14 protein-coding genes are annotated in these 18,638 nt (G+C 71.1%); 5 read left to right on the forward strand and 9 right to left on the reverse strand.

The genetic code is table 11. The features are described 5' to 3' along the window. Positions 1–102 precede the first annotated feature (102 nt). Together ACF9IK_RS14700 and ACF9IK_RS14705 are read left to right on the forward strand one after the other, a co-directional pair. The gene (locus ACF9IK_RS14700; RefSeq protein ID WP_395294657.1) at positions 103–1,926 is read left to right on the forward strand and encodes a dolichyl-phosphate-mannose--protein mannosyltransferase; all 1,824 of its coding nucleotides are present in this window, start codon (positions 103–105) and stop codon (positions 1,924–1,926) included. A 172-nt stretch (positions 1,927–2,098) separates the two neighbouring features. Next, complete coding sequence (locus ACF9IK_RS14705; RefSeq protein ID WP_395294658.1) at positions 2,099–3,862, forward strand: penicillin-binding transpeptidase domain-containing protein; 1,764 nt, start codon at positions 2,099–2,101, stop codon at positions 3,860–3,862. Positions 3,863–3,887: 25 nt separating this feature from the next. Here the strand turns inward: ACF9IK_RS14705 and ACF9IK_RS14710 are convergent, their stop codons facing one another. From ACF9IK_RS14710 to ACF9IK_RS14725, 4 genes are all read right to left on the reverse strand, one after another. Beyond that, positions 3,888–5,306, reverse strand: a complete 1,419-nt coding sequence (locus ACF9IK_RS14710; RefSeq protein WP_395294659.1) for a glycosyltransferase 87 family protein — start codon at positions 5,304–5,306, stop codon at positions 3,888–3,890. A 134-nt stretch (positions 5,307–5,440) separates the two neighbouring features. Continuing rightward, the gene (locus ACF9IK_RS14715; protein ID WP_395294660.1) at positions 5,441–6,940 is read right to left on the reverse strand and encodes an amino acid permease; all 1,500 of its coding nucleotides are present in this window, start codon (positions 6,938–6,940) and stop codon (positions 5,441–5,443) included. Positions 6,941–7,186: 246 nt separating this feature from the next. Then, positions 7,187–8,779 (reverse strand): penicillin-binding transpeptidase domain-containing protein, encoded by a 1,593-nt coding sequence (locus tag ACF9IK_RS14720; protein ID WP_395294661.1) that lies wholly within the window; start codon positions 8,777–8,779, stop codon positions 7,187–7,189. Then, entirely contained in the window at positions 8,779–10,107 is a 1,329-nt protein-coding gene (locus ACF9IK_RS14725; RefSeq protein WP_395294662.1) for an FtsW/RodA/SpoVE family cell cycle protein, read from the reverse strand. The genes ACF9IK_RS14720 and ACF9IK_RS14725 overlap by 1 nt, the downstream gene beginning before the upstream one ends. Positions 10,108–10,505: 398 nt before the next feature. Between ACF9IK_RS14725 and ACF9IK_RS14730 the strand changes: the two genes are divergently transcribed. From ACF9IK_RS14730 to ACF9IK_RS14740, 3 genes are all read left to right on the forward strand, one after another. Continuing rightward, the gene (locus tag ACF9IK_RS14730) at positions 10,506–11,825 is read left to right on the forward strand and encodes a VWA domain-containing protein (protein WP_395294663.1); all 1,320 of its coding nucleotides are present in this window, start codon (positions 10,506–10,508) and stop codon (positions 11,823–11,825) included. Positions 11,826–11,827: 2 nt separating this feature from the next. After that, positions 11,828–12,700: a peptidase gene (locus ACF9IK_RS14735; RefSeq protein ID WP_395294664.1), complete on the forward strand. Its 873-nt coding sequence runs from the start codon at positions 11,828–11,830 to the stop codon at positions 12,698–12,700. Between the two features lie 69 nt (positions 12,701–12,769). Next, positions 12,770–13,225 carry a universal stress protein gene (locus ACF9IK_RS14740; RefSeq protein ID WP_395294665.1) on the forward strand — a complete coding sequence of 152 codons (456 nt, stop codon included), beginning with the start codon at positions 12,770–12,772 and terminating at the stop codon, positions 13,223–13,225. A gap of 481 nt (positions 13,226–13,706) precedes the next feature. Here ACF9IK_RS14740 and ACF9IK_RS14745 read toward each other — a convergent pair whose 3' ends face one another. From ACF9IK_RS14745 to ACF9IK_RS14765, 5 genes are all read right to left on the reverse strand, one after another. Then, positions 13,707–14,132, reverse strand: a complete 426-nt coding sequence (locus tag ACF9IK_RS14745; protein ID WP_395294666.1) for a hypothetical protein — start codon at positions 14,130–14,132, stop codon at positions 13,707–13,709. Positions 14,133–14,805: 673 nt separating this feature from the next. Then, the gene (locus ACF9IK_RS14750; RefSeq protein WP_395294667.1) at positions 14,806–15,051 is read right to left on the reverse strand and encodes a hypothetical protein; all 246 of its coding nucleotides are present in this window, start codon (positions 15,049–15,051) and stop codon (positions 14,806–14,808) included. A gap of 185 nt (positions 15,052–15,236) precedes the next feature. Further along, entirely contained in the window at positions 15,237–17,096 is a 1,860-nt protein-coding gene (locus tag ACF9IK_RS14755) for a hypothetical protein (protein ID WP_395294668.1), read from the reverse strand. Next, positions 17,093–17,551: an ABC-three component system middle component 2 gene (locus ACF9IK_RS14760; protein WP_395294669.1), complete on the reverse strand. Its 459-nt coding sequence runs from the start codon at positions 17,549–17,551 to the stop codon at positions 17,093–17,095. Before ACF9IK_RS14760 ends, ACF9IK_RS14755 begins: the two co-directional genes overlap by 4 nt. Beyond that, positions 17,548–18,576 (reverse strand): ABC-three component system protein, encoded by a 1,029-nt coding sequence (locus ACF9IK_RS14765; protein ID WP_395294670.1) that lies wholly within the window; start codon positions 18,574–18,576, stop codon positions 17,548–17,550. Before ACF9IK_RS14765 ends, ACF9IK_RS14760 begins: the two co-directional genes overlap by 4 nt. Positions 18,577–18,638: the final 62 nt, after the last annotated feature.

Raw genomic sequence — 18,638 nt, forward strand, 5'->3', positions numbered from 1 at the left:
ACCCGGGGGAGTCCCCGGCGGTCCCCGGCGCTTTTGGTGACGATTCGGGCAGCTTCGGAGGGAGCCGTCCTGCCTTCCGGAAGCGCCCCTACGATGTGGCGGATGAACGGCGACACGGCGGCGCAGACGCCCACGGGTACAGACCACACCGCGCAGGGCGGCGTCGGCGTGCCGGTCCTGGCGGACCAGCCGTCCCCCGCGGTCCCCGGCCCGCGCACACCCGGCGCCGAGGGTCCGGCGGCACGCCCGGCCTGGCTGCACCGGCTGGCCCGGTACGGCTACACCGCACCGCCCGCGGCCGCGCCGGCCGAGCGGCTGGCACCGCCGATGCCGGACGGCCCCCGGGTCACCCCGGCGCGCGTCGCCCCCTCCCCGCTGCTGCTGCGGCTCGGCATACCCGTGCCGCAGGGCCTCTGGTCCTGGCTCTGCCGCTGGGCGGGCTGGCTCGGCCCGCTCGCCGTGGCGCTGTTCGCCGGGGCGCTCCGGTTCAGCGGCCTCGGACAGCCGCACGCGATCATCTTCGACGAGACGTACTACGCCAAGGACGCCTACGCGCTCTGGCACGGCGGCTACGAGATCAGCTGGCCGGAGGGCGCCAACGAGCAGATCATGGCGGGCGGGGCGGTGCCCTACCGGCCGGAGGCCAGCTACGTGGTCCACCCGCCGGTCGGCAAGTGGATCATCGGCGCGGGCGAGCAGCTGTTCGGCATGAACCCCTTCGGCTGGCGCTTCGCGGTGGCGCTGCTCGGCACCCTCTCCGTCCTGATGGTGGCCCGGATCGCCCGCCGGCTCTTCCGCAACACGCTGCTGGGCTGCGTGGCGGGACTGCTGCTGGCGGTGGACGGCCTGCACTTCGTCCTGAGCCGCTCCGCGCTGCTGGACCTGGTGGTGATGTTCTGGATCCTCGCCGCCTTCGGCTTCCTGCTGCTGGACCGCGATCACACCCGGGCCCGGCTCGCCGCGCGGCTCGACGGTGTCGCGGACGCCGCGGCGGCCCAGCGGCTCAACCTGGGCTGGCGCCCGTACCGGATCGCGGCCGGCGTCTGCGTCGGCCTGACCTGCGCGACCAAGTGGAGCGGCCTCTACGTGGCGGCCGCGTTCGGTCTCATGACGGTGCTCTGGGACGCCGGGGCCCGCCGCCTCGCCGGCGCCGGCCGCCCGTACCTGGGGACGCTGGTGCGGGACGCCGTTCCGGCCTTCGTCTCGATCGTCGTGGTCTCCGCGGTCGTGTACGTCACCTCCTGGTGGGGCTGGTTCGCCAGCAGCAACCTGCCGGGCCGGGGCGGCTACGGCCGCGACTGGGCGGTCGGCCGGTCCACCGACTACCCGTGGATACCCGAGGGCCTGCGGGCCCTGTGGCACTACCACTCGACGGTGTACGACTTCCACACCCACCTGAGCGACCCGCACACCTACCAGTCGAACCCGTGGAGCTGGCTGGTGCTGGGCCGGCCGGTCTCCTTCTTCTACGAGTCCCCCAAGCAGGGCCAGGCGGGCTGCACCGCGAGCGAGTGCGCCCGCGAGGTGCTGGGCATCGGCACCCCGCTGCTCTGGTGGGCGGGCGTGGTGGCGCTGGCGTACTGCCTCTGGCGCTGGGCGGCCCGGCGGGACTGGCGGGCCGGCGCGGTGCTCTGCGGCCTGGCCGCCGGCTACCTGCCCTGGTTCGCTTACCAGCAGCGGACCATCTTCCTCTTCTACGCGGTGGCCTTCGTCCCGTTCGTGGTCCTCGCCGTGACGATGCTGGTCGGCGCCCTGATCGGGCCGGCCGGCGCGAGCCGGGACCGCCGGATCATCGGCTCCAGCGCGGCCGGTCTGCTGGTCCTGCTGATCGTGTGGAACTTTCTCTTCTTCCACCCCCTGTATACGGGGCAGACGATTCCGATGGAGGACTGGCGCAGGCGGATGTGGTTCGACAGCTGGATCTGACGGTTCCGAGCACGGGAACCTTGCGGACGGGGTGCTCGGCACGTACCAGATCCGTCACAAGTCCCGGCCACGCCGTCGGCCTGCGGAGATCGGCTGCCTAGGCTGAGCACCGAACGCGTATCCGGCCACTCCGGTTGCGTCCAGTCGCCAGACCCTTGGGGGAGCAAGCACCATGCGCAAAGGCGCGAAGATCGGCATCATCACCGGCGTGTCCCTCGCCGTGCTCGCGGGCGGCGGGTACGGGGCGTACAGCCTCGTCGGCGGCTCGGGCTCCGATGCGCCGGAGGCGAAGAAGCCCCGAACGGTGGTCGCCGAGCCCCCCACCGCCGAGCAGGCCGCGGCCGGCGCCAAGGACTTCCTGGAGGCCTGGGCTGCGGGTGACCTCGGCAAGGCGGCCGGACTGACCGACGACCCGGCCGCCGCCACCGCCGCGCTGACCGCCTTCAAGGACCAGGTCAAGCCGAGCGGGCTGACGCTCGCGCCGTCCGGCCCGGCCACGCCGGCCGCCTTCGCCTCCGCGACCGGGACGCCGTCGCCGGCCGCCAAGCCGTCCGCCTCGGCCCCCGCCACGCCGTCCGCGACCGGCACCGGGGCCGCCTCGCCGTCCGCCTCGGCGGCGCCGGCCGGCGTGCTGATGGGCTTCAAGGCGCGGGCCGAGTTCGAGGGCACCAACCGGGTCTGGGACTACAACGGCTTCCTGAGCGTCGTGAAGATGAGCGACGACACCCCGGCCGTGCACTGGGCGCCGACGGTGATCCACCCCCACCTGGGCCCCGGCGAGGTGATCTCCACCCAGCCGGTCTTCGCACCGCCGGGGAACGTGGTCGACCGCAACAACAAGCCGCTGCAGGGCGCCTCGATCACCCCGACGCTGCTCGCCACGCTGCAGGACAACGTCCGCAAGATCCAGGCCGCCGACCCGGGCAAGGACCAGAGCGACGCCGGCAGCGGTGTGGTGATCACCACCGCGGACGGCAAGGGCACCACCGACAAGCTGTTCACCATCGTCGAGCCGAAGCCGGCCAAGCCGTTCAAGGTGACGATCGACAACACGCTGCAGGCCGCCGCGGAGAAGGCGATGGCCGACCTCGGCGGCAAGTCCGGCTCGATCGTCGCGATCGAGCCGAGCACCGGCCAGGTGCTGGCCTTCGCCAACGCGCCCGCCAGCGGCCAGAACCGGGCCTTCCTCGGCCTGCTCGCCCCCGGCTCGACCATGAAGATCGTCACCTCGACGGCCCTGCTGGAGGCCGGTGTCAACCCGGACACCGTGGTGCCCTGCCCGCTGAAGAGCAGCAACCCGCAGGCGATCCCCAACTCGTTCCCGGACGCCTACCCGAACAACACGCTGCAGCAGGACTTCATGATCTCCTGCAACACCGCCTTCATCGACCAGGGCCTGGCCAGCCTCAAGCCGGGCGCGCTGACCTCCACCGCCAAGGACGTCTACGGCATCGGCCTGGAGTGGAAGACCGGCCTGCCGAACGCCGACGGCCGGGTGCCGGACGCCGGCACCAACAAGGACGAGCAGGCCATGCAGTCCATCGGCCAGGGCAAGATCCAGATGAACCCGCTGGCCATCGCCTCGATCACCGCCACGGTGCAGAGCGGCGAGTTCAAGCAGCCGATCATGGTCGCCGACCTGCCGCAGCAGAAGGCCGCCCGCAGCCTCTCCCCCGACGCCGCCGGCAAGCTGCGCGCGATGATGGCGGCCACCGCCAAGGACGGCACCGCCAAGGCGGTGATGGCCGGGATCTCCGACAACGCGGGCGCCAAGACCGGCTCGGCGGAGGCCACCGGCATCGACACCACCAACAGCTGGTTCACCGCCTACCGGGGCAACCTCGCCCTCGCCGCCGAGGTCCAGGGCGGCGGCCACGGTGCCGACGCGGCCGGCCCGGCCGTCGCCGCCGTCATCAGGGCTGCCGGCAACCGCTGAAGCCCCCGGCCCCGTCCTGCCCCGGTCACGTCCGGGGCAGGACGGCCTCCGGCCGGGCCAGCAGGCAGCCGGCCGGGACGGGCGGCCGCGCGCTCCACCGCCGGGCCGCCAGCCGGGGCCAGATCACCAGCACCGACGGCAGTGCCAGGTAGCCGAACCGGCCGGCCGGCGCGAGCATGAACGCGATCGTCAGGCCGGCCGCCAGCAGGTCGGCGGCGGCGATCGCCGAGACCGGCGGCCGGGCCAGCAGCCAGATCGCCACCCCCAGCCCGCCGATCGTCATCAGCGCCAGCGACACCGAGTGCCCGGTCGGCCCGAAGCCGGCCAGCACCTTGCCCGGCAGCGGGCTGCCGGCCGGCGTCTGGATGGCGGTCAGGCCCAACGGGAACCGCACCACCTGCTCGCGCAGCGCGTCGGCCCGGGCCAGCGCGGCGGGCACGATCACCACGAGACCGGCCCCGAGGGCGGTGAGCCCGGCCCGGGCCGCGGGACGGCGTCCGTAGAGCCGCCAGAGCAGCAGCACGGCCACCGGCAGCGCCGGCCAGGCCGTCCACTTCAGCGTGCAGGCCACTGCGAGGACGAGTCCGGCGCCGATCGTGCGGTCCCGCTCGGCGAGGGCCATGGCCAGGCAGCAGACCCCGATCAGCGGCAGGTCCACCCCGCCCACCACCAGCGCCAGCGCGATCAGGGGCGAGGCGGTGAGCACCGCCAGGGGCAGCAGCGGCGCGCGGTCGCGGGTCGGCCGCAGCAGCCGCCAGCTCGCCAGCAGGCAGACGACGAAGGCCAGCGCGAACCAGATCCGGGCGTCACCCACCAGCTGGGCCACCGGGTTGCCGCTGCCCACCAGGGCGCGGGGCATTCCGAACAGGGCCATGGCCGGCAGGTACGGGTTGTAGTCGGTGACGACCACGGGGTGCGGCAGGTACGGGCTGCCGGTGGTGAGCAGCAGGTGAGCCGAGCGTTCGACCACCATCACCTCGGACTGGTGGCGGCCCTCCAGGGCCAGCAGGGCCAGCGGCACCAGGACGGCGCCGATCAGGGCGGCTGCGGCCGCGACGCGGGGCGCGATCCGGCGCGGCAGGGTCAGGCAGACGAGCCCGGCGAGGGCGTAGGCCGGGGCGGCGAGGGCGCCCCAGAGCCGCTGGTTGGGCAGGTCGGAGACGAGCGGGAAGGCCCCCGCCCAGCCGGCGGCGATCAGGCAGCCGAGGAACTGGACGCGGCGCCGCGCGGCGAGCCGGGCGGGATTCAGCCGATCGGGCGTGGGCGGAAACGTGTTCTCGCCACGCTGTCGGGGGAACGGCCGGGGGCCGAGGCCGCGGATCAGGCGTCCGGGCGGGGCCGTCGATGCGGCCGATGCGGCCGATGCGGCCGGGGCCGGCGTTCTCGTACGGCCGGTGAAGCGGCCGCGCGGGCGGGAGAAGCCGGGCGTGCGGGTGCTCACCATGGTGGAAGGTTATTGGTGGGGGCGGCGCCCTGTCGCCATGTCGGCCCAGGGAGTGTCCGGCGTTACGCACGGGGCCGCCGGGGTGTGGTCACCACCGGCAGCCCCGTGCGCGGGGGCCCTGCAGGGCCCCGGACTCAGCCGATCTTGCTGTCGGCCGGCTGCTCGACCGCGGCGGTCTCCTCGGCGCCCTCCAGCTTGGAGTGCTTGATGCTGTAGCCGAAGTAGACGGCCACCGCGACGACCAGCGCGACGGCGCCGGCCTCGAAGGTGTCCGCGTGCAGGCCGGTGATCAGGTAGATGCAGAAGGCGACGCTGACCAGCGGGACGACCGGGTAGCCGGGGACCTTGAAGCCGCGCGGCAGGTCGGGCTGGGTGCGGCGCAGCACGATCACGCCGACCGAGACGACCGAGAAGGCGATCAGGGTGCCGAGGCTGGTGATGTCGGCCAGCTTCTCCAGCGGGATGAAGGCGGCCAGCGCGCCGACGCCGAGGCCGACCGCGATGGTGTTCCAGACCGGGGTGCCGGTGCGCGGCGAGAGCTGGGCGAAGCGCTTGGGCAGCATGCCGTCGCGGCCCATCGAGTACAGGATGCGGGTCTGGCCGTAGATCACCACGAGGGTGATGGAGAAGATCGAGATGATCGCGCCGACCGCGAAGATCATCGCGGGCCAGCTCTGGCCGGTGATGTCCTGCAGGATCTGGGCGAGACCGGCCTCCTGGCCGTCGAACTTCTCCCAGGGCTGGGCGCCGATGCCGGCCAGGGCCACCAGGATGTAGAGCAGCGTCACCACGACCAGCGAGATGATGATCGCCAGCGGCAGGGTGCGGCGCGGGTTCTTGACCTCCTCACCGGCGGTGGACACGGCGTCCAGGCCGATGAACGAGAAGAAGATGCTGGAGGCCGCGACCTGGACGCCGCCGATGCCGAGCGGCATGAACGGGGTCAGGTTGCCGGAGTGGAACGCGGTCAGCGCGACGCCGATGAAGAGCACCAGGATGAGGATCTTCACGGCGACCATGGCCGCGTTGACCTTGACCGACTCGCTGACGCCGCGGATCAGCAGGAAGCAGACCATGGCGACCAGCAGCAGCGCCGGCAGGTTGAACCAGTGGCCGTCGCCGGGCGCGCCGGCCAGCTTGTCCGGGATCTGCCAGCCGACGGCCAGGTCGAGGAACTTGTTCAGGTACTCGGCCCAGCTGACCGCGATCGCGGAGGCCGAGACGCCGTACTCCATGAGCAGGCAGATGCCGACCACGAAGGCGACGCCCTCGCCGAGGGTGGCGTAGGCGTACGAGTACGAGGAGCCGGAGACCGGGATGGCGGAGGCCATCTCGGCGTAGCAGAGCGCGGTGAGGCCCGCGGTGATCGCGGCGATCACGAAGGAGAGGATCACGGCCGGGCCGGCCGACGGCACCGCACTGTTCAGCACGAAGAAGATGCCGGTGCCGATGGTGGCGCCGATGCCGATCGAGGACAGCTGCCAGAGGCCGATCGAGCGGCGCAGGTGGATGCCGGAGCGACCGCCCTCTTCGGGAGCACCGGCGGGCAGGGCGTCGGCGCCCTCGCTCTCGGCGATCAGGGCGGAGACGGGCTTGCGTCGCAGCAGACGCGCACCAACGGTGTTGCTGGCCAAAACGACGATCCTTCTAGGCGGGGAGGGTGTCCTAGCGGCCGGTCACTCGACGCGCCATGTGGTGTCATCGCGGACCAACCGAACAAAGATGGGACAGTACCGCGCGAATGCACCAGTGTCGCAAACGAACAGTACGATCGAGCGCATTGTACGAATTGTCAGATCCTCCTGCACAAACCGGACACTTCGCCAACGGCAGATCCCCTCGGAAGCGGCTAAGTCCCAGGTCAGGCGTGCCGAAGTGGTTCAACCACTGAGCACGGCCTGCATCACCGCGCGGGCGACCGGCGCCGCCAGCCCGCCACCCGTCACATCGGTGGCGTTACTGTCCGCGATCACCACGGCGACCGCCACCGGCGGCACCGCGACCGATCCGGCCGGCTTGGCCCAGGAGACGAACCACGCGTACGGCGTCCCGCCGTTGTCCGCCCCGTGCTGGGCGGTGCCGGTCTTGCCCCCGACCACCGCACCGGCGATCCGGGCGTTGCGGCCGGTGCCGGTCTCCACCACGTCGACCATCAGCCGCTGCACCTGCCCGGCCACCGCCGGGGTCACCGCCTGCCGGTAGGCGGTCGGCTGCATCAGCTGGACGGTGGTCCCGTCGCTGCGGGTGAGCCTGTCCACAAGCTGTGGACGCATCACGGTGCCGTTGTCGGCGATCCCGGCCGCGACCATCGCCATCACCAGCGGGGTGGCGGCGGTGTCGTACTGCCCGATCGAGGAGAGGGCGAGCTGGGCCCGGTCCATCTCGGTGTCGAAGACCGAGCGGACCGGCCGGACCGGCACGTCCAGCCTGGCGTCGTTGAACCCGAAGTTCTCCGCCATGGCGACCATGCCCTCCAGCCCGACCTGCACCCCGAGGTGGCCCAGGACGCTGTTGCAGCTGTGGACCATCGCGGCGTCCAGCGACTGCCCCGGCTGGTTGCACGCCGGGGTGTCGTTGGGCAGCGGGGTCGTGGTGCCCGGCAGCACGTACGGGTACGGCGCACCGGTCGGCGCGTCGATGTCGGTGACCACCCCGTGCTGCAGCGCGGCCGCCGCGGTGACCACCTTGAACGTCGAACCGGGCGGGTACGTCTGGCGCAGCGCCCGGTTGAGCATCGGCTGGTCGGTGTCGGCCTGCAGCCGGTTCCAGGCCGCCTGGTCGGCGGAGACGGCGCCGGCGAAGCTCCCCGGGTCGTACGTGGGGGTGCTGACGAGCGCCAGGATCCGGCCGGTGGCGGGCTCGATCGCGACGACCGCGCCCTTCTGGTCGCCCAGCGCACGCATCGCGGCCTCCTGCGCGGCCCGGTCGATGGTGGTGTGGACGTCACCGCCCGGGTTCTGCCGGCGGGCGACGGCGTCCCAGACGGCCCAGCTCGCCAGCCGGGGGTCGATGCCGGAGAGCAGCGCGTCCTCGGTCCCCTCCAGCTGGCTGTTGCCGTAGGCCTGCGAGGAGTACCCGGTGACGGCGGCGTAGAGCGGCCCCGCGGTGTACGTGCGCTTGTAGTCGTACCGGCCCCCGGTGGGCACCGAGCCGGTGACGGTGTCGGCGCCGACCCGGATGTCGCCGCGCGGCTGGGAGTAGCGCTCGACGACCAGCCGCTGGTTGGCCGGGTTGCGGTTCAGCTCCGCGGCCCGGAACACCTGCACCCGGGTGGCCTGCACGCAGAGCGCCACGATCAGCAACAGGCAGAAGGTGCCGGCCCGTCGGCCGGTCACGGAGATCCCGGGCAGGCCCTGCGGGCCGTTCCCGTTCCCATGGCCGTTCCGGCCGGGTCGGGGCCGGGACCGGAACCTCTGCCGGTAGTCGCCGCCGCGGCCGCTGCCCGGGCCGGTGCCGGTGCGATCGCGGGCCATCAGCCCTCCTCCGCGGGCCGGCGGGCGAGGTCGCTCATCCGGACCAGCAGCGCCACGATGATCCAGTTGGTCACCACCGAGGAGCCTCCCTGCGCCACGAAGGGCAGCGTCATCCCGGTCAGCGGGATGAGGTCCAGAACCCCGCCGGCCACCACGAACACCTGGAGACCGACGATGGCCGCCAGCCCGATCGCCAGCAGCCGTCCGAACGGGTCCCGCAGGGCGATGCCGGTCCGGAAACCCCGGGAGACCAGCACCGCGTACAGCAGGAACACCGCGAAGAGCCCGGCCAGGCCCAGTTCCTCGCCGATGGTGGCCAGGATGAAGTCCGACTTGGCGGCGAAGCCGATCAGGATCGAGTGCCCGTTGCCGAGCCCGGCGCCCAGCTCCCCGCCCCAGGCGAAGGCGAACAGCGACTGGGCGATCTGGTTGGCGCCCCGGCCGGCCGCGATCGAGCCGAGCGGGTCGAGCCAGTCGCCGACCCGGCTGTGCACGTGCGGCGAGAGCAGGCCGACCCCGACGGCCGCCACCGCGGCCAGGAACAGGCCGATGGCGATCCAGCCGCTGCGCGCGGTGGCCACGTACAGCATCACCACGAAGAGGCCGAAGAGGAGCAGCGAGGTGCCGAGGTCGGTCTCCAGCACCAGGACGCCGACGAACGCCGCCCAGATCACCAGGACGGGCGCCAGCACCCGCCCGGGCGGCAGCCGGAACCGCCAGACCCGGCGGCCGGTGAGCGCCAGTGCGTCCCGGTGCACCGCCAGGTACGCCGCGAAGAAGACCGCCAGCAGGATCTTGGCGAGCTCCCCCGGCTGGAACGACAGCGGGCCGACCGTGATCCAGATCCGCGAGCCGTACACCGGCGGGAAGAGGACCGGCAGGACCAGCAGCACCAGCGCCACCAGAGCGCCGAGGTAGGCGTAGCGCTGCAGCCGCCGGTGGTCGCGCACCAGCAGGACCACGGCGATGAACAGCCCGACCCCGACGGCCGACCAGAGCAACTGGGCGGGCGCCGCGTCACCACGGGGGGCGGCCCGGTCCAGCCGGTAGATGACGACCAGTCCGATCCCGTTCAGGAACACGCCGATCGGCAGCAGCAGCGGGTCCGCGTACGGTGCCTTCCGACGGACCACGGCGTGCGCCAGCAGTGCGAGCGCGCCCAGCGCGGCACCGTACTCGCCGGCGTCCGCGGGCACCGCGCCGTCGATGTTGCCGCCCACCTCGGCGTAGCCGAGCACGGCGAGCAGCACGGCGGCCAGGACCAGCCCGAGTTCGGTGTTACGCCGGGTGGTCACCGCCCGGCGCGGGCGGCCTGCGGTTCTCGTCACGGCGGAGGGTGTCGCCACGGACCGTCCTGGGTGTCCTGCTGCGGTGGTGTCGCGGAGCGGAGCCGCACGGTCCTCCCGTAGGTCGGACGTGCCGGCCGGTGCCGGACGCCGTCCGGCACCGATGCGCCTCTTCGTCACCCTAACGAGCACTATCCATAGGTATGTGCTCTTCCATACGGTGTGTCCCGCATTGGCCGCCGGAGCGCCGGCGCCGTGCGGTACCCGCACCCCGCCCGGACGGGCGCTCCGTCCACGGCGGACCGGCGCACGCCCCCACACCCGCGGCCCGATCACCCACCGGCGCCAGGGAGTTCACGCCGGCGCCCGACGCTCCACCCACCCGGCCCGTGCGGCCGGGGGGAACTGATGGCCGCTCGGGCACGCCCTAGGATCGGCGCGTGATTACCGGACGACGACCAAAGACCAGGCTCGGCGGCCTGCTGGCCGCCCTGGCGATAGCCGGCGGTGCGCTGCTCAGCGGGCTGCCCGCCCATGCCGACGAACCATCAGCCGGAACAGCCGCCGGCAAGGAGGCCCCCCGGGTCGACCTCGTGCTGGACGTCAGCGGCTCCATGCAGGCCACCGACATCCAGGGCAAGAGCCGCATCGCGGTGGCCCAGCAGTCGCTGAACGAGGTGATCGACGCCCTGCCTGCGGAGACCGAGTTCGGCATCCGCACCCTCGGCGCCAACTACCCCGGCGACGACAAGGCCCAGGGCTGCCAGGACACCAGGCAGCTCTTCCCGGTCGGGAAGACCAACAAGACCGAGGCCAAGACCGCCGTCGCCACCCTGCGACCGACCGGCTGGACCCCGATCGGCCTGGCCCTGCGCGGCGCCGCCCAGGACCTCGGCAAGGGCGAGACCACCCGCCGGGTGGTGCTGATCACCGACGGCGAGGACTCCTGCGCCCCGCCGGACCCGTGCGACGTGGCCCGCGAGCTCGCCGCCCAGGGCATCCACCTGGTGGTCGACACCCTCGGCCTGGCGCACGACGACAAGACCCGCCAGCAGCTGCTCTGCATCGCCAACGCCACCGGCGGCACCTACACCGACGTCCGGACCCAGGAGCAGCTCACCGACAAGGTCAAGCAGCTGGTCGACCGCTCCAACGACACCTACACGGTGGCCCCGGTCAAGACCGCCGGCACCGACAAGTGCGAGAGCGCGCCCGTCCTCACCCCCGGCGTATACAGCGACCGCGAGAAGTTCTCCGAGCACCGCGTCTACCGCGTCCCGGTCAAGGCCGGGCAGGAGTTGCGCGCCTCGGTCAGCGTCGCGCTGGACCGGGCCGTGGCCCGCGACTACGGCGTCCTGCTGCAGGCCACCAGCGCCACCGGCCAGGAGCTGGTCCGCGGCACCGACGCCGGCAGCGGCCGGACCGACGTGGTCTCCGCCGGCCTGCGCTGGTCCGCCGACGACTCCAGGGGCTACGCCACCGCCACGCCGTCCGCCTCCGCGAGCGGCAGGCCGGAGACCACCGTCTGCCTGGTCGTCAGCAACTCGCTGGCCGGCCAGCCCGGCGTCCAGGCCGACCCGGGCCTGCCGCTGGAGCTGACCGTCGACCTCACCGCAGCCTCCCCCGCCCCCGACGGCCCCGCGATGGGCCTCGGCCGCGGCTGGATCCTGCTGCTGGTGCTCACCCTGGCCGGCCTGATCACCGGCCTGCTGTTCGGCTGGATCGCGCGCTGGCGGATCGCTGTCTGGCAGGAGAACTGACCATGCCCAACCCGACGATCCGCGGCGCCCTGGCGGGGCTCGCCCTGCTCCCGGCCCTCACCCTCGCGGCCCCGGCCGCCTCGGCCGCCTCGCCCTCGCCCACCGCGAGCGGCACCCCCGCCCCGGCCACCAAGGCCGGGACGTCCTTCCTGACCGCAATCAACCTCTCCCCCGGCCAGGACGCCAAGGTCGCCGCCTCCACCGGCGACTACCTCTACTGGGCCTTCGGCGCTTCCGAGGGCCAGACCCCGACGGTCGGCCTGACCGTCGGCCTGGCCGCCGCCGCCGACCGGCACGGCCCGCAGACCTGGAGCGTCGAGGTGTTCGACGGGCTGCGCCGCCGCCAGTCCTGCACCGGCGGCACCCAGAACGCGACCGCCGACACCGGCGCCTCCTCGATCACGCTGAGCTGCACCCTGCGCGAGGTCCGCTCCTGGGCCGAGCCGTGGTCCGGCGACCCGCTGCCGGGCACCTACTACGTCCGCCTCTCGGTCTCCGACGCCCCTCAGCCGGACCTCGGCCTCGCCGCCTCCGTCCAGCTGCACGTGAGCGCCAAGGGCGACGCCGACAACGCCCAGCCCGAGGGCGGCGACCTCAAGGCCCCGCTGGTCCCGCCGGCCGGTGGCGGCGCCGCCACCGCCAAGGCGGCCGCACCGGAGGAGGCCGAGGAGCACTGGTACACCGGCTGGTTCTCCGGCTGGAACAGCCGCTGGTTCTGGACGCTCGGCGGCGGCGCCCTGGCCGCCCTGGCGGGCGTCGCGGGATACACCCTCACCCGCCACCCGCGCGGCCGCCGTCCGGCCCGCTACGGCACGGTGCCGCCGCAGTCCGGCGCGCCCCAGCCGGGCCCGTACGCCGGCTCCGGCCGGCCGTAGGCAGCGCGGACCCGCCGGCCCCCGGCCGTTCTCCCGGCGGAACCCGCGGGACCGCCCTACCCTCGAACCATGGCTCCGCGACCGGACGGCAGGATCGTGGTCGGGGTGGACGGCTCCCCGCACTCCCACGCCGCCGTCCGCTGGGCGGCCCGGCTGGCCGCCCTCACCGGCGGGCCGCTGGAGGCCGTGACCGTGTGGGACTTCCCGTCCCTGCACGGCGCACACGGCCTGGTCCTGCCCGCCCTGGACGGCTTCGGGCCCGAACGCCACGCCGCCGCCATCCTCGACGAGACCCTGGCCGCCGCGGGCCTGCCGGACGGCCGACCGGCCGTCCACCGCCGGCTCAAGGCCGGCCCGGCAGGCCCCACCCTGGTCTCGGCCGCCGCGGGCGCCGCCGTCCTCGTGCTCGGCCGCCGCGGGCGCTGCGCCCCGCCCGGCGCCCGGCTCGGCACCACGAGCCAGTACTGCGTCCACCACGCCGGCTGCACGGTGGTCCTCGTGAAGGGCGACGACCCGCCGCAGTGATCATCGCCACACCGGCCAACCCGGGCTCCCCGGAGGCCGCCTGACAGCCCGTCCGGCGCCACCACCCCCATAACGCAGAAGTCCCGCCCGATCTGATGATCGGGCGGGACTTCTTGCTGGGTGGGCCGTTCACGAGTAGGGATGACCTGCAGCGATACACATCGCCACCGTGACCCTCCCCACGCCCGGAAAGATCGCTTCCCATTTTGTCACAGCCGCGACAATAATCTCAGCGTGAGATTCCTGCCCACCGCAGCACAACCGCTCAAGTACGACCCGGACTGGCGCACCGCCCACTGGGGCCGTAGCCGCCTGTATGCCCAGCCATGTCCGTGACACGTTGAGCCCTGCCGACCTCGTGAGTAGCATCGGCGTCGGGCAAGAACCCTCGGGTTCAATGCCGCGAGATCGGTTGATCGATTGTGACCGCGCTGCTCGAATCTGCTGATGCAGTACCGGCGTGCGCCTTGCGCGCGGCCTCTCAGCTTGTTGAGCGGGTCCAGTGCGACCCGATCCACATCGGCTCCGTAGGGTGCGGGCCCGGACTGTTCCGTCCAGGAGTCCGGGAGGGCTGGACAGGCTGGACGGCGAGCTGTGGATTGCGCTCCGCGCGGAGCAGAAGGCCCCGGGCGTACGTCACATCCCGTACGGCCTTGCTGTGCTTCCGCAGGGCGGCATCAAGGTTGCGCCGGCGCTTGAATTCCGCCGCCCCGCTCTTGCGACGCTCCTCAGCCTTGAGCCTGGTCACGATTTGGGCGGTGTGCTTCTCGGCCTCGATGTGCCGGGCGAGGGAGACGAAGGCGTTCTGGGCAGCGACATTGCGCCGATACGTCTTCGCGGCGCGTTCCTCGGCCTGGCGGATCCGCTGGCGGCCAGCCTTGCTGAGGAAACTGTCGGGTATGTGCACAGTTGGGGTCCCCTCCCTCTGGACAACGGGCAGACCGTATCGGAGACGGGAACCGGACACATATCAGCGTCGACTCGGCCTTGCGAAAGGATCGCTGGGAATCTAGAAGCCCGAGGTGACGCCGCAGTTCACGACGCCTTCGTGCTCGCCGGAGGCCATGGCAGCATCTAAACCTCGATTGGCGGGGTTTCGATCCCCTCTTGTCAAATCCTTGGCTACCACCATGAGTCCGCGGAACCCCGGCGCGGCAGGCAGTGTTCTAAGCTCAACAGCGAGCGGACTACATCACCGTCGGCCCAAAATGCCGACGGCCCCCGTTCCAGCGGGAGCCGTCCGTTCCTTCAACCCGCCGAGCTTGACAGGGAAGGTTCGTTTGGTATTGACCATAGCTCATAAGGCCGTATCCGGCAACGGACTTGACACCCGGACCTCGCTGTCCGGGGGGTGCCGGTGACGGTCCCTTTCAGCGTATGGGCCCGGCTCGCGCTCGCGGTGCCGGTGACCGTCGCAGTGGTGGTGATGAGCCTCATGCTCTTGATCGCCATGTTTATCCCCTCGCCGGCGACGAGGAAGTTCGCACTGGCGAGTACTCGTCAAGTCCTCGCTCTGGTAAAAGTGTTGGTGCCAGCGAGTAAGTAGGCCGGTGCGGGTGAGTCGAGCGTGACCGCTCGACTCACCCGCAACTCTCTTCTCGTTCGCCCTGATTCCCATTGCCGGTCAGGGCCGGGTGGAAAATCCAGCCAGGGGGCGTCAGCTCCACGGGCGCCGCAGCGAGCCGATCGGAGCGATCTGCGAGGCTCGCCTCCGCGAAGCGGTCCCGGATCTCGGGGCTGACGGCGTTGCGCAAGATCAGGTGGCCGTCGCGATCGACCGCGGCGAGCTGATCGGGGTCGGGTGGTGCCGGGAGGGTGCGGATCACCGACGGCGCTCCTTGATGAGTCGGGTCGCGCGGGTGGACAGGACGGGGGCCGCCAGGTCAACGTGTTCGATCCGGTCCTCGTTGGCCATGAGCCTGCCGGGGTCGCGGTAGCCGGCTACGTGGAAGCGTTCCGCTTCGCCGCCCGCGAGCAGGGCGCGGACGGCGCCAGGGAAGGTGGAGACGGCCTATTCGAAGTTCCTGTGGCCGCGAGGTGGGGCCGGGAGGGGGAAGAACCCACGCCTGTCGTTGCCGGTCCCGGAGAAGAGGTAGGAACGGCAGTTGGCGATGACATCCGCTGGTGGGTCACCGTTCTCGATGATGACTGCTTGTCCGGGGAAGTCCAGCATGCCGCGGTAGAAGCGTTCGACGACAGATGACGTCATGACGACATCGTCGCCGACGGGATCATTGACGGGATCGCGATAGGTGACGACGGGGGAGTCCAGGACGACGAAACCGGTGTGCGGGGAGTCATTGTCACGGCAGTAGCGGGCCAGAGCGGTGGTGAACGCGGAGTGAAGGACCGAGCGGACACCCTTGCCACGGGTTGAGCGCAGCCTGTTCCCGGCCCGGATATCCATTTCGTACTGGTCGTACTCGGCGTACTCGACGGACGGAACCCCCCAGTCCTCCAAGGTCTGCCGCAGCACCTCGTCGAAGCGGGAGAGGAATCGGGTTCGGATGAACTCGGGGGAGCGCGAGGCGGGGGCGGCTGTTCCCGCGTCCAGTACGGAGCGGCGTTCTTCCAGTTCTTCGATGCGCTGGTGGAGTTCGAGGTCGCGTTCGACTGCGGAGCGGCTATGGAGGATTTCTTCCATGAGCCCGCGGGCAGGGTCCAGAAGCGCCTCTGCTTCGGCGAGCTGCTGTTCGGCGAGCGCCCTAGCGTCGATGAGTACCGCACGGCGTGAGACGAGTGCCTCGAACTGGGCTGTGAGGTCATCGATGGTGGGCAGCAGGTCGGACAGCAGCGAGGTGGTCTTGACCGCCTCGTGCTGGACGGCGATGTGCAGTTGGGTGGTCTCGTGGTCGCCGTGTCCGGGGTGTTGGTGCTCGGGTTCGGCACCGCAGAACACACACGTGCCCACGTTGAAATATCCCAAGATACTTCCGGCCTCCGTGACCATCTCCAAACGGGCGAGGTCGGACCGGTACTGGGCCTCCAGGAGGCGGAATTTGGTGACGAGTGCACCGACCTCGGAGAGGCGTGATTCCACATCGGCCAATTCCTGGGCGATCCTCGCACGGCTGGCGACCGCCTCCAAGTGGCGGGCAGTCGACGCACTCAGGCTGCTGGAATGCTCGTCGAGAGACGCCTGAATCCGGGCATGGCGGGTACGCAGTTCGCCGACCGTCTCCTGTGTGGAGAGTTTCGCGTGCAGGTCCAGGACGATTCTGTCGAGAAGGACGATGTTGCCCCGGTTCACCCGGCGCTGCCCCTCGTTCGGGCCGGGATCGACCTCTGTATCGCCTTCCCCAGTGAGCAACAGACGCATGACGGATGCGGCCGCGGTACTGCCGGTGGCTGAGGACGAGTGCAGAACCGGAGAGAGCGGGGCGACCATCCGGGTCTCCGGGATGACCGACAGGTGGACGAGGTCGCTCAGCGCCAGCGGCCGGGTCGTCCCAGTGCCGCCCTTGCGGATGCGGAAGTCCGACAGACCGAGCTCGCGCAGAAGGAACACCGACAGACTGTTCTTACTGCGGGCGGTGTGATTTGCGGTGACCTGCTCGTCGGGGTACCGCGTCACTAGTTCCCGTAGGTCCGCGCGATGTACGAACACGGTCTTGCTGTCCAGCGTCCGGACCAGCGTCAGTGGACTCCCGTCCGGCAGCAGCAGACCCAAGAGGATCTGGCTGTACCCGTCAGCCTCGGGAACCGGATTCAATGACGTGCCGCCGAGCATGTACTCCACGGACTCAGCGATGAACGACTTCCCGGTATCGGACGCCCCGTAGATCACCGTGAGCTCGGGATCGAACTCCACGTTGGCGGTGGGCCGGCCCGACCCCGCATAGGTGAGGTGGACAAGCCGCAGGTCGCTCACAGCTGATTCTCCGCGATAGTGGAGCCGACGAAGGATCGGTTGGCGATCTCTCTTGTCGCCTCCCGGACGTTCATGGACGGAAGGTAGTGGTGAACCACCCACTCGGCGCGCTCGCGCAGCGACTCGGCGTAGGGTGCTTCGAGGATGTCGACGAAGACGGGCCCGCGATCGGTCGCCGAGTACATCAGCCCCTCGCTGCGGTCCTCCAACCCAGCGAGGCCCGCCCTGATCAGGACAAGCAGCGCCTGTTCCAGCACTCCTCGCTTCATCCCAATCTCCCCGGCCCCAGCCGGCAGCGCGGGATGCAGGCTCGGTGGTCCGTCGTAGTCACTGGTGTGGAGCATGACGTGGTCGAGGACGACGAGCTGTGCCAAGTCCAAAGGCTGCGGATGGGTCTCGGCCAACAGCACAAGCGCACGCACCCCGACCTCTAGGGGGCTGTTCAGCGGGTTCACCCGTCTCCCTTCCGGCACCACGTCAAGCGGTCCTGGTTCGCCAAGTGATGGCATACCCCTTTACGCGTGTCAGGCTCCACGTACGGCGTCAGGATCGTCGGAGTGAGCTGGACCGAGCCGGCAGCGGCGACGACCTTCGCCAGTCGGGTCCACCCGTCTGGCGCAGGACACTCCGCGACCTCTACGACGATGTCGTAGACGTCCTTCATGACCTTGTCGAAGTAGTCCGGTCCGGCCGAGTCGCGGGCGAAGACCCGCAACGACTCAGCGGCGTAGAAGGCCACACGGTGGCGCTTGAGGTGCCCGTCGGCCTCCTCGACATCCGCTACGTGCTTGAGCTCGGTGATCAGATCGGGGAACTTCTCCTGGTAGACCTCCAGGAGACGCTGCAGGTAGCGCCGCTCGTCGTCGTGGTGCTCCTCCGGCGGCAGCATCTTCTCCGGCCCCTGCGGCAGCGGGGCGTACGGGAAGCGTTGCGCCCAGTGCGGCGTGGTTCGGTGTTGGGCGAGCATCTTGTCCAGGTCGATGCACTCGAACATCGAGAAGCACGTCGCCGCTGCCAGTGCCCGCACCTCGGCGCGCAGCTCAACGGACAAGATGGTCACGATCGCGTCCGTGGTCGTGTCGAACTCCGCGAGGAACTTCTCGCGGCTGTCGGTGGGCTTGGCGAGCTCGGTGCGGAGGGTGCGGGAGATCGCAGGCGCTACGAACACGTACCTGGTCGGTACCGTGAAGTGGCCCTGTGCTGCGGAAATGAACATTTTGCGCATCTCGTGCGCTACGGTCGCCCATGTGAGCGACTTGGCGTATCGCTTGCACTGGTAGTTGTGCCATTCCCCCTCCAGCCTCTGTGTCGACAGGTATCCGGCCACGTCGATGCCGTGATCGCCGGAGCCTCCGAGGCGTTCCACCGCGACGTACCCCGGCTCCTTCTCAAGAGCCGGGACCCACTCCTTGACGAATTCCTCGAACTCGTCGGGATCATAGAGAGGGACCAGTTTCTTCGGCTCAGGCACCTGCGCCATCCGCAGGGTATGGGGTAGCACCGTCAGTGAGCGGTGTCCCCCACCTACCTGCCGCGCACCCT

This window comes from Kitasatospora hibisci, assembly GCF_043950205.1.
Classification (GTDB): Bacteria; Actinomycetota; Actinomycetes; order Streptomycetales; family Streptomycetaceae; genus Kitasatospora; species Kitasatospora hibisci.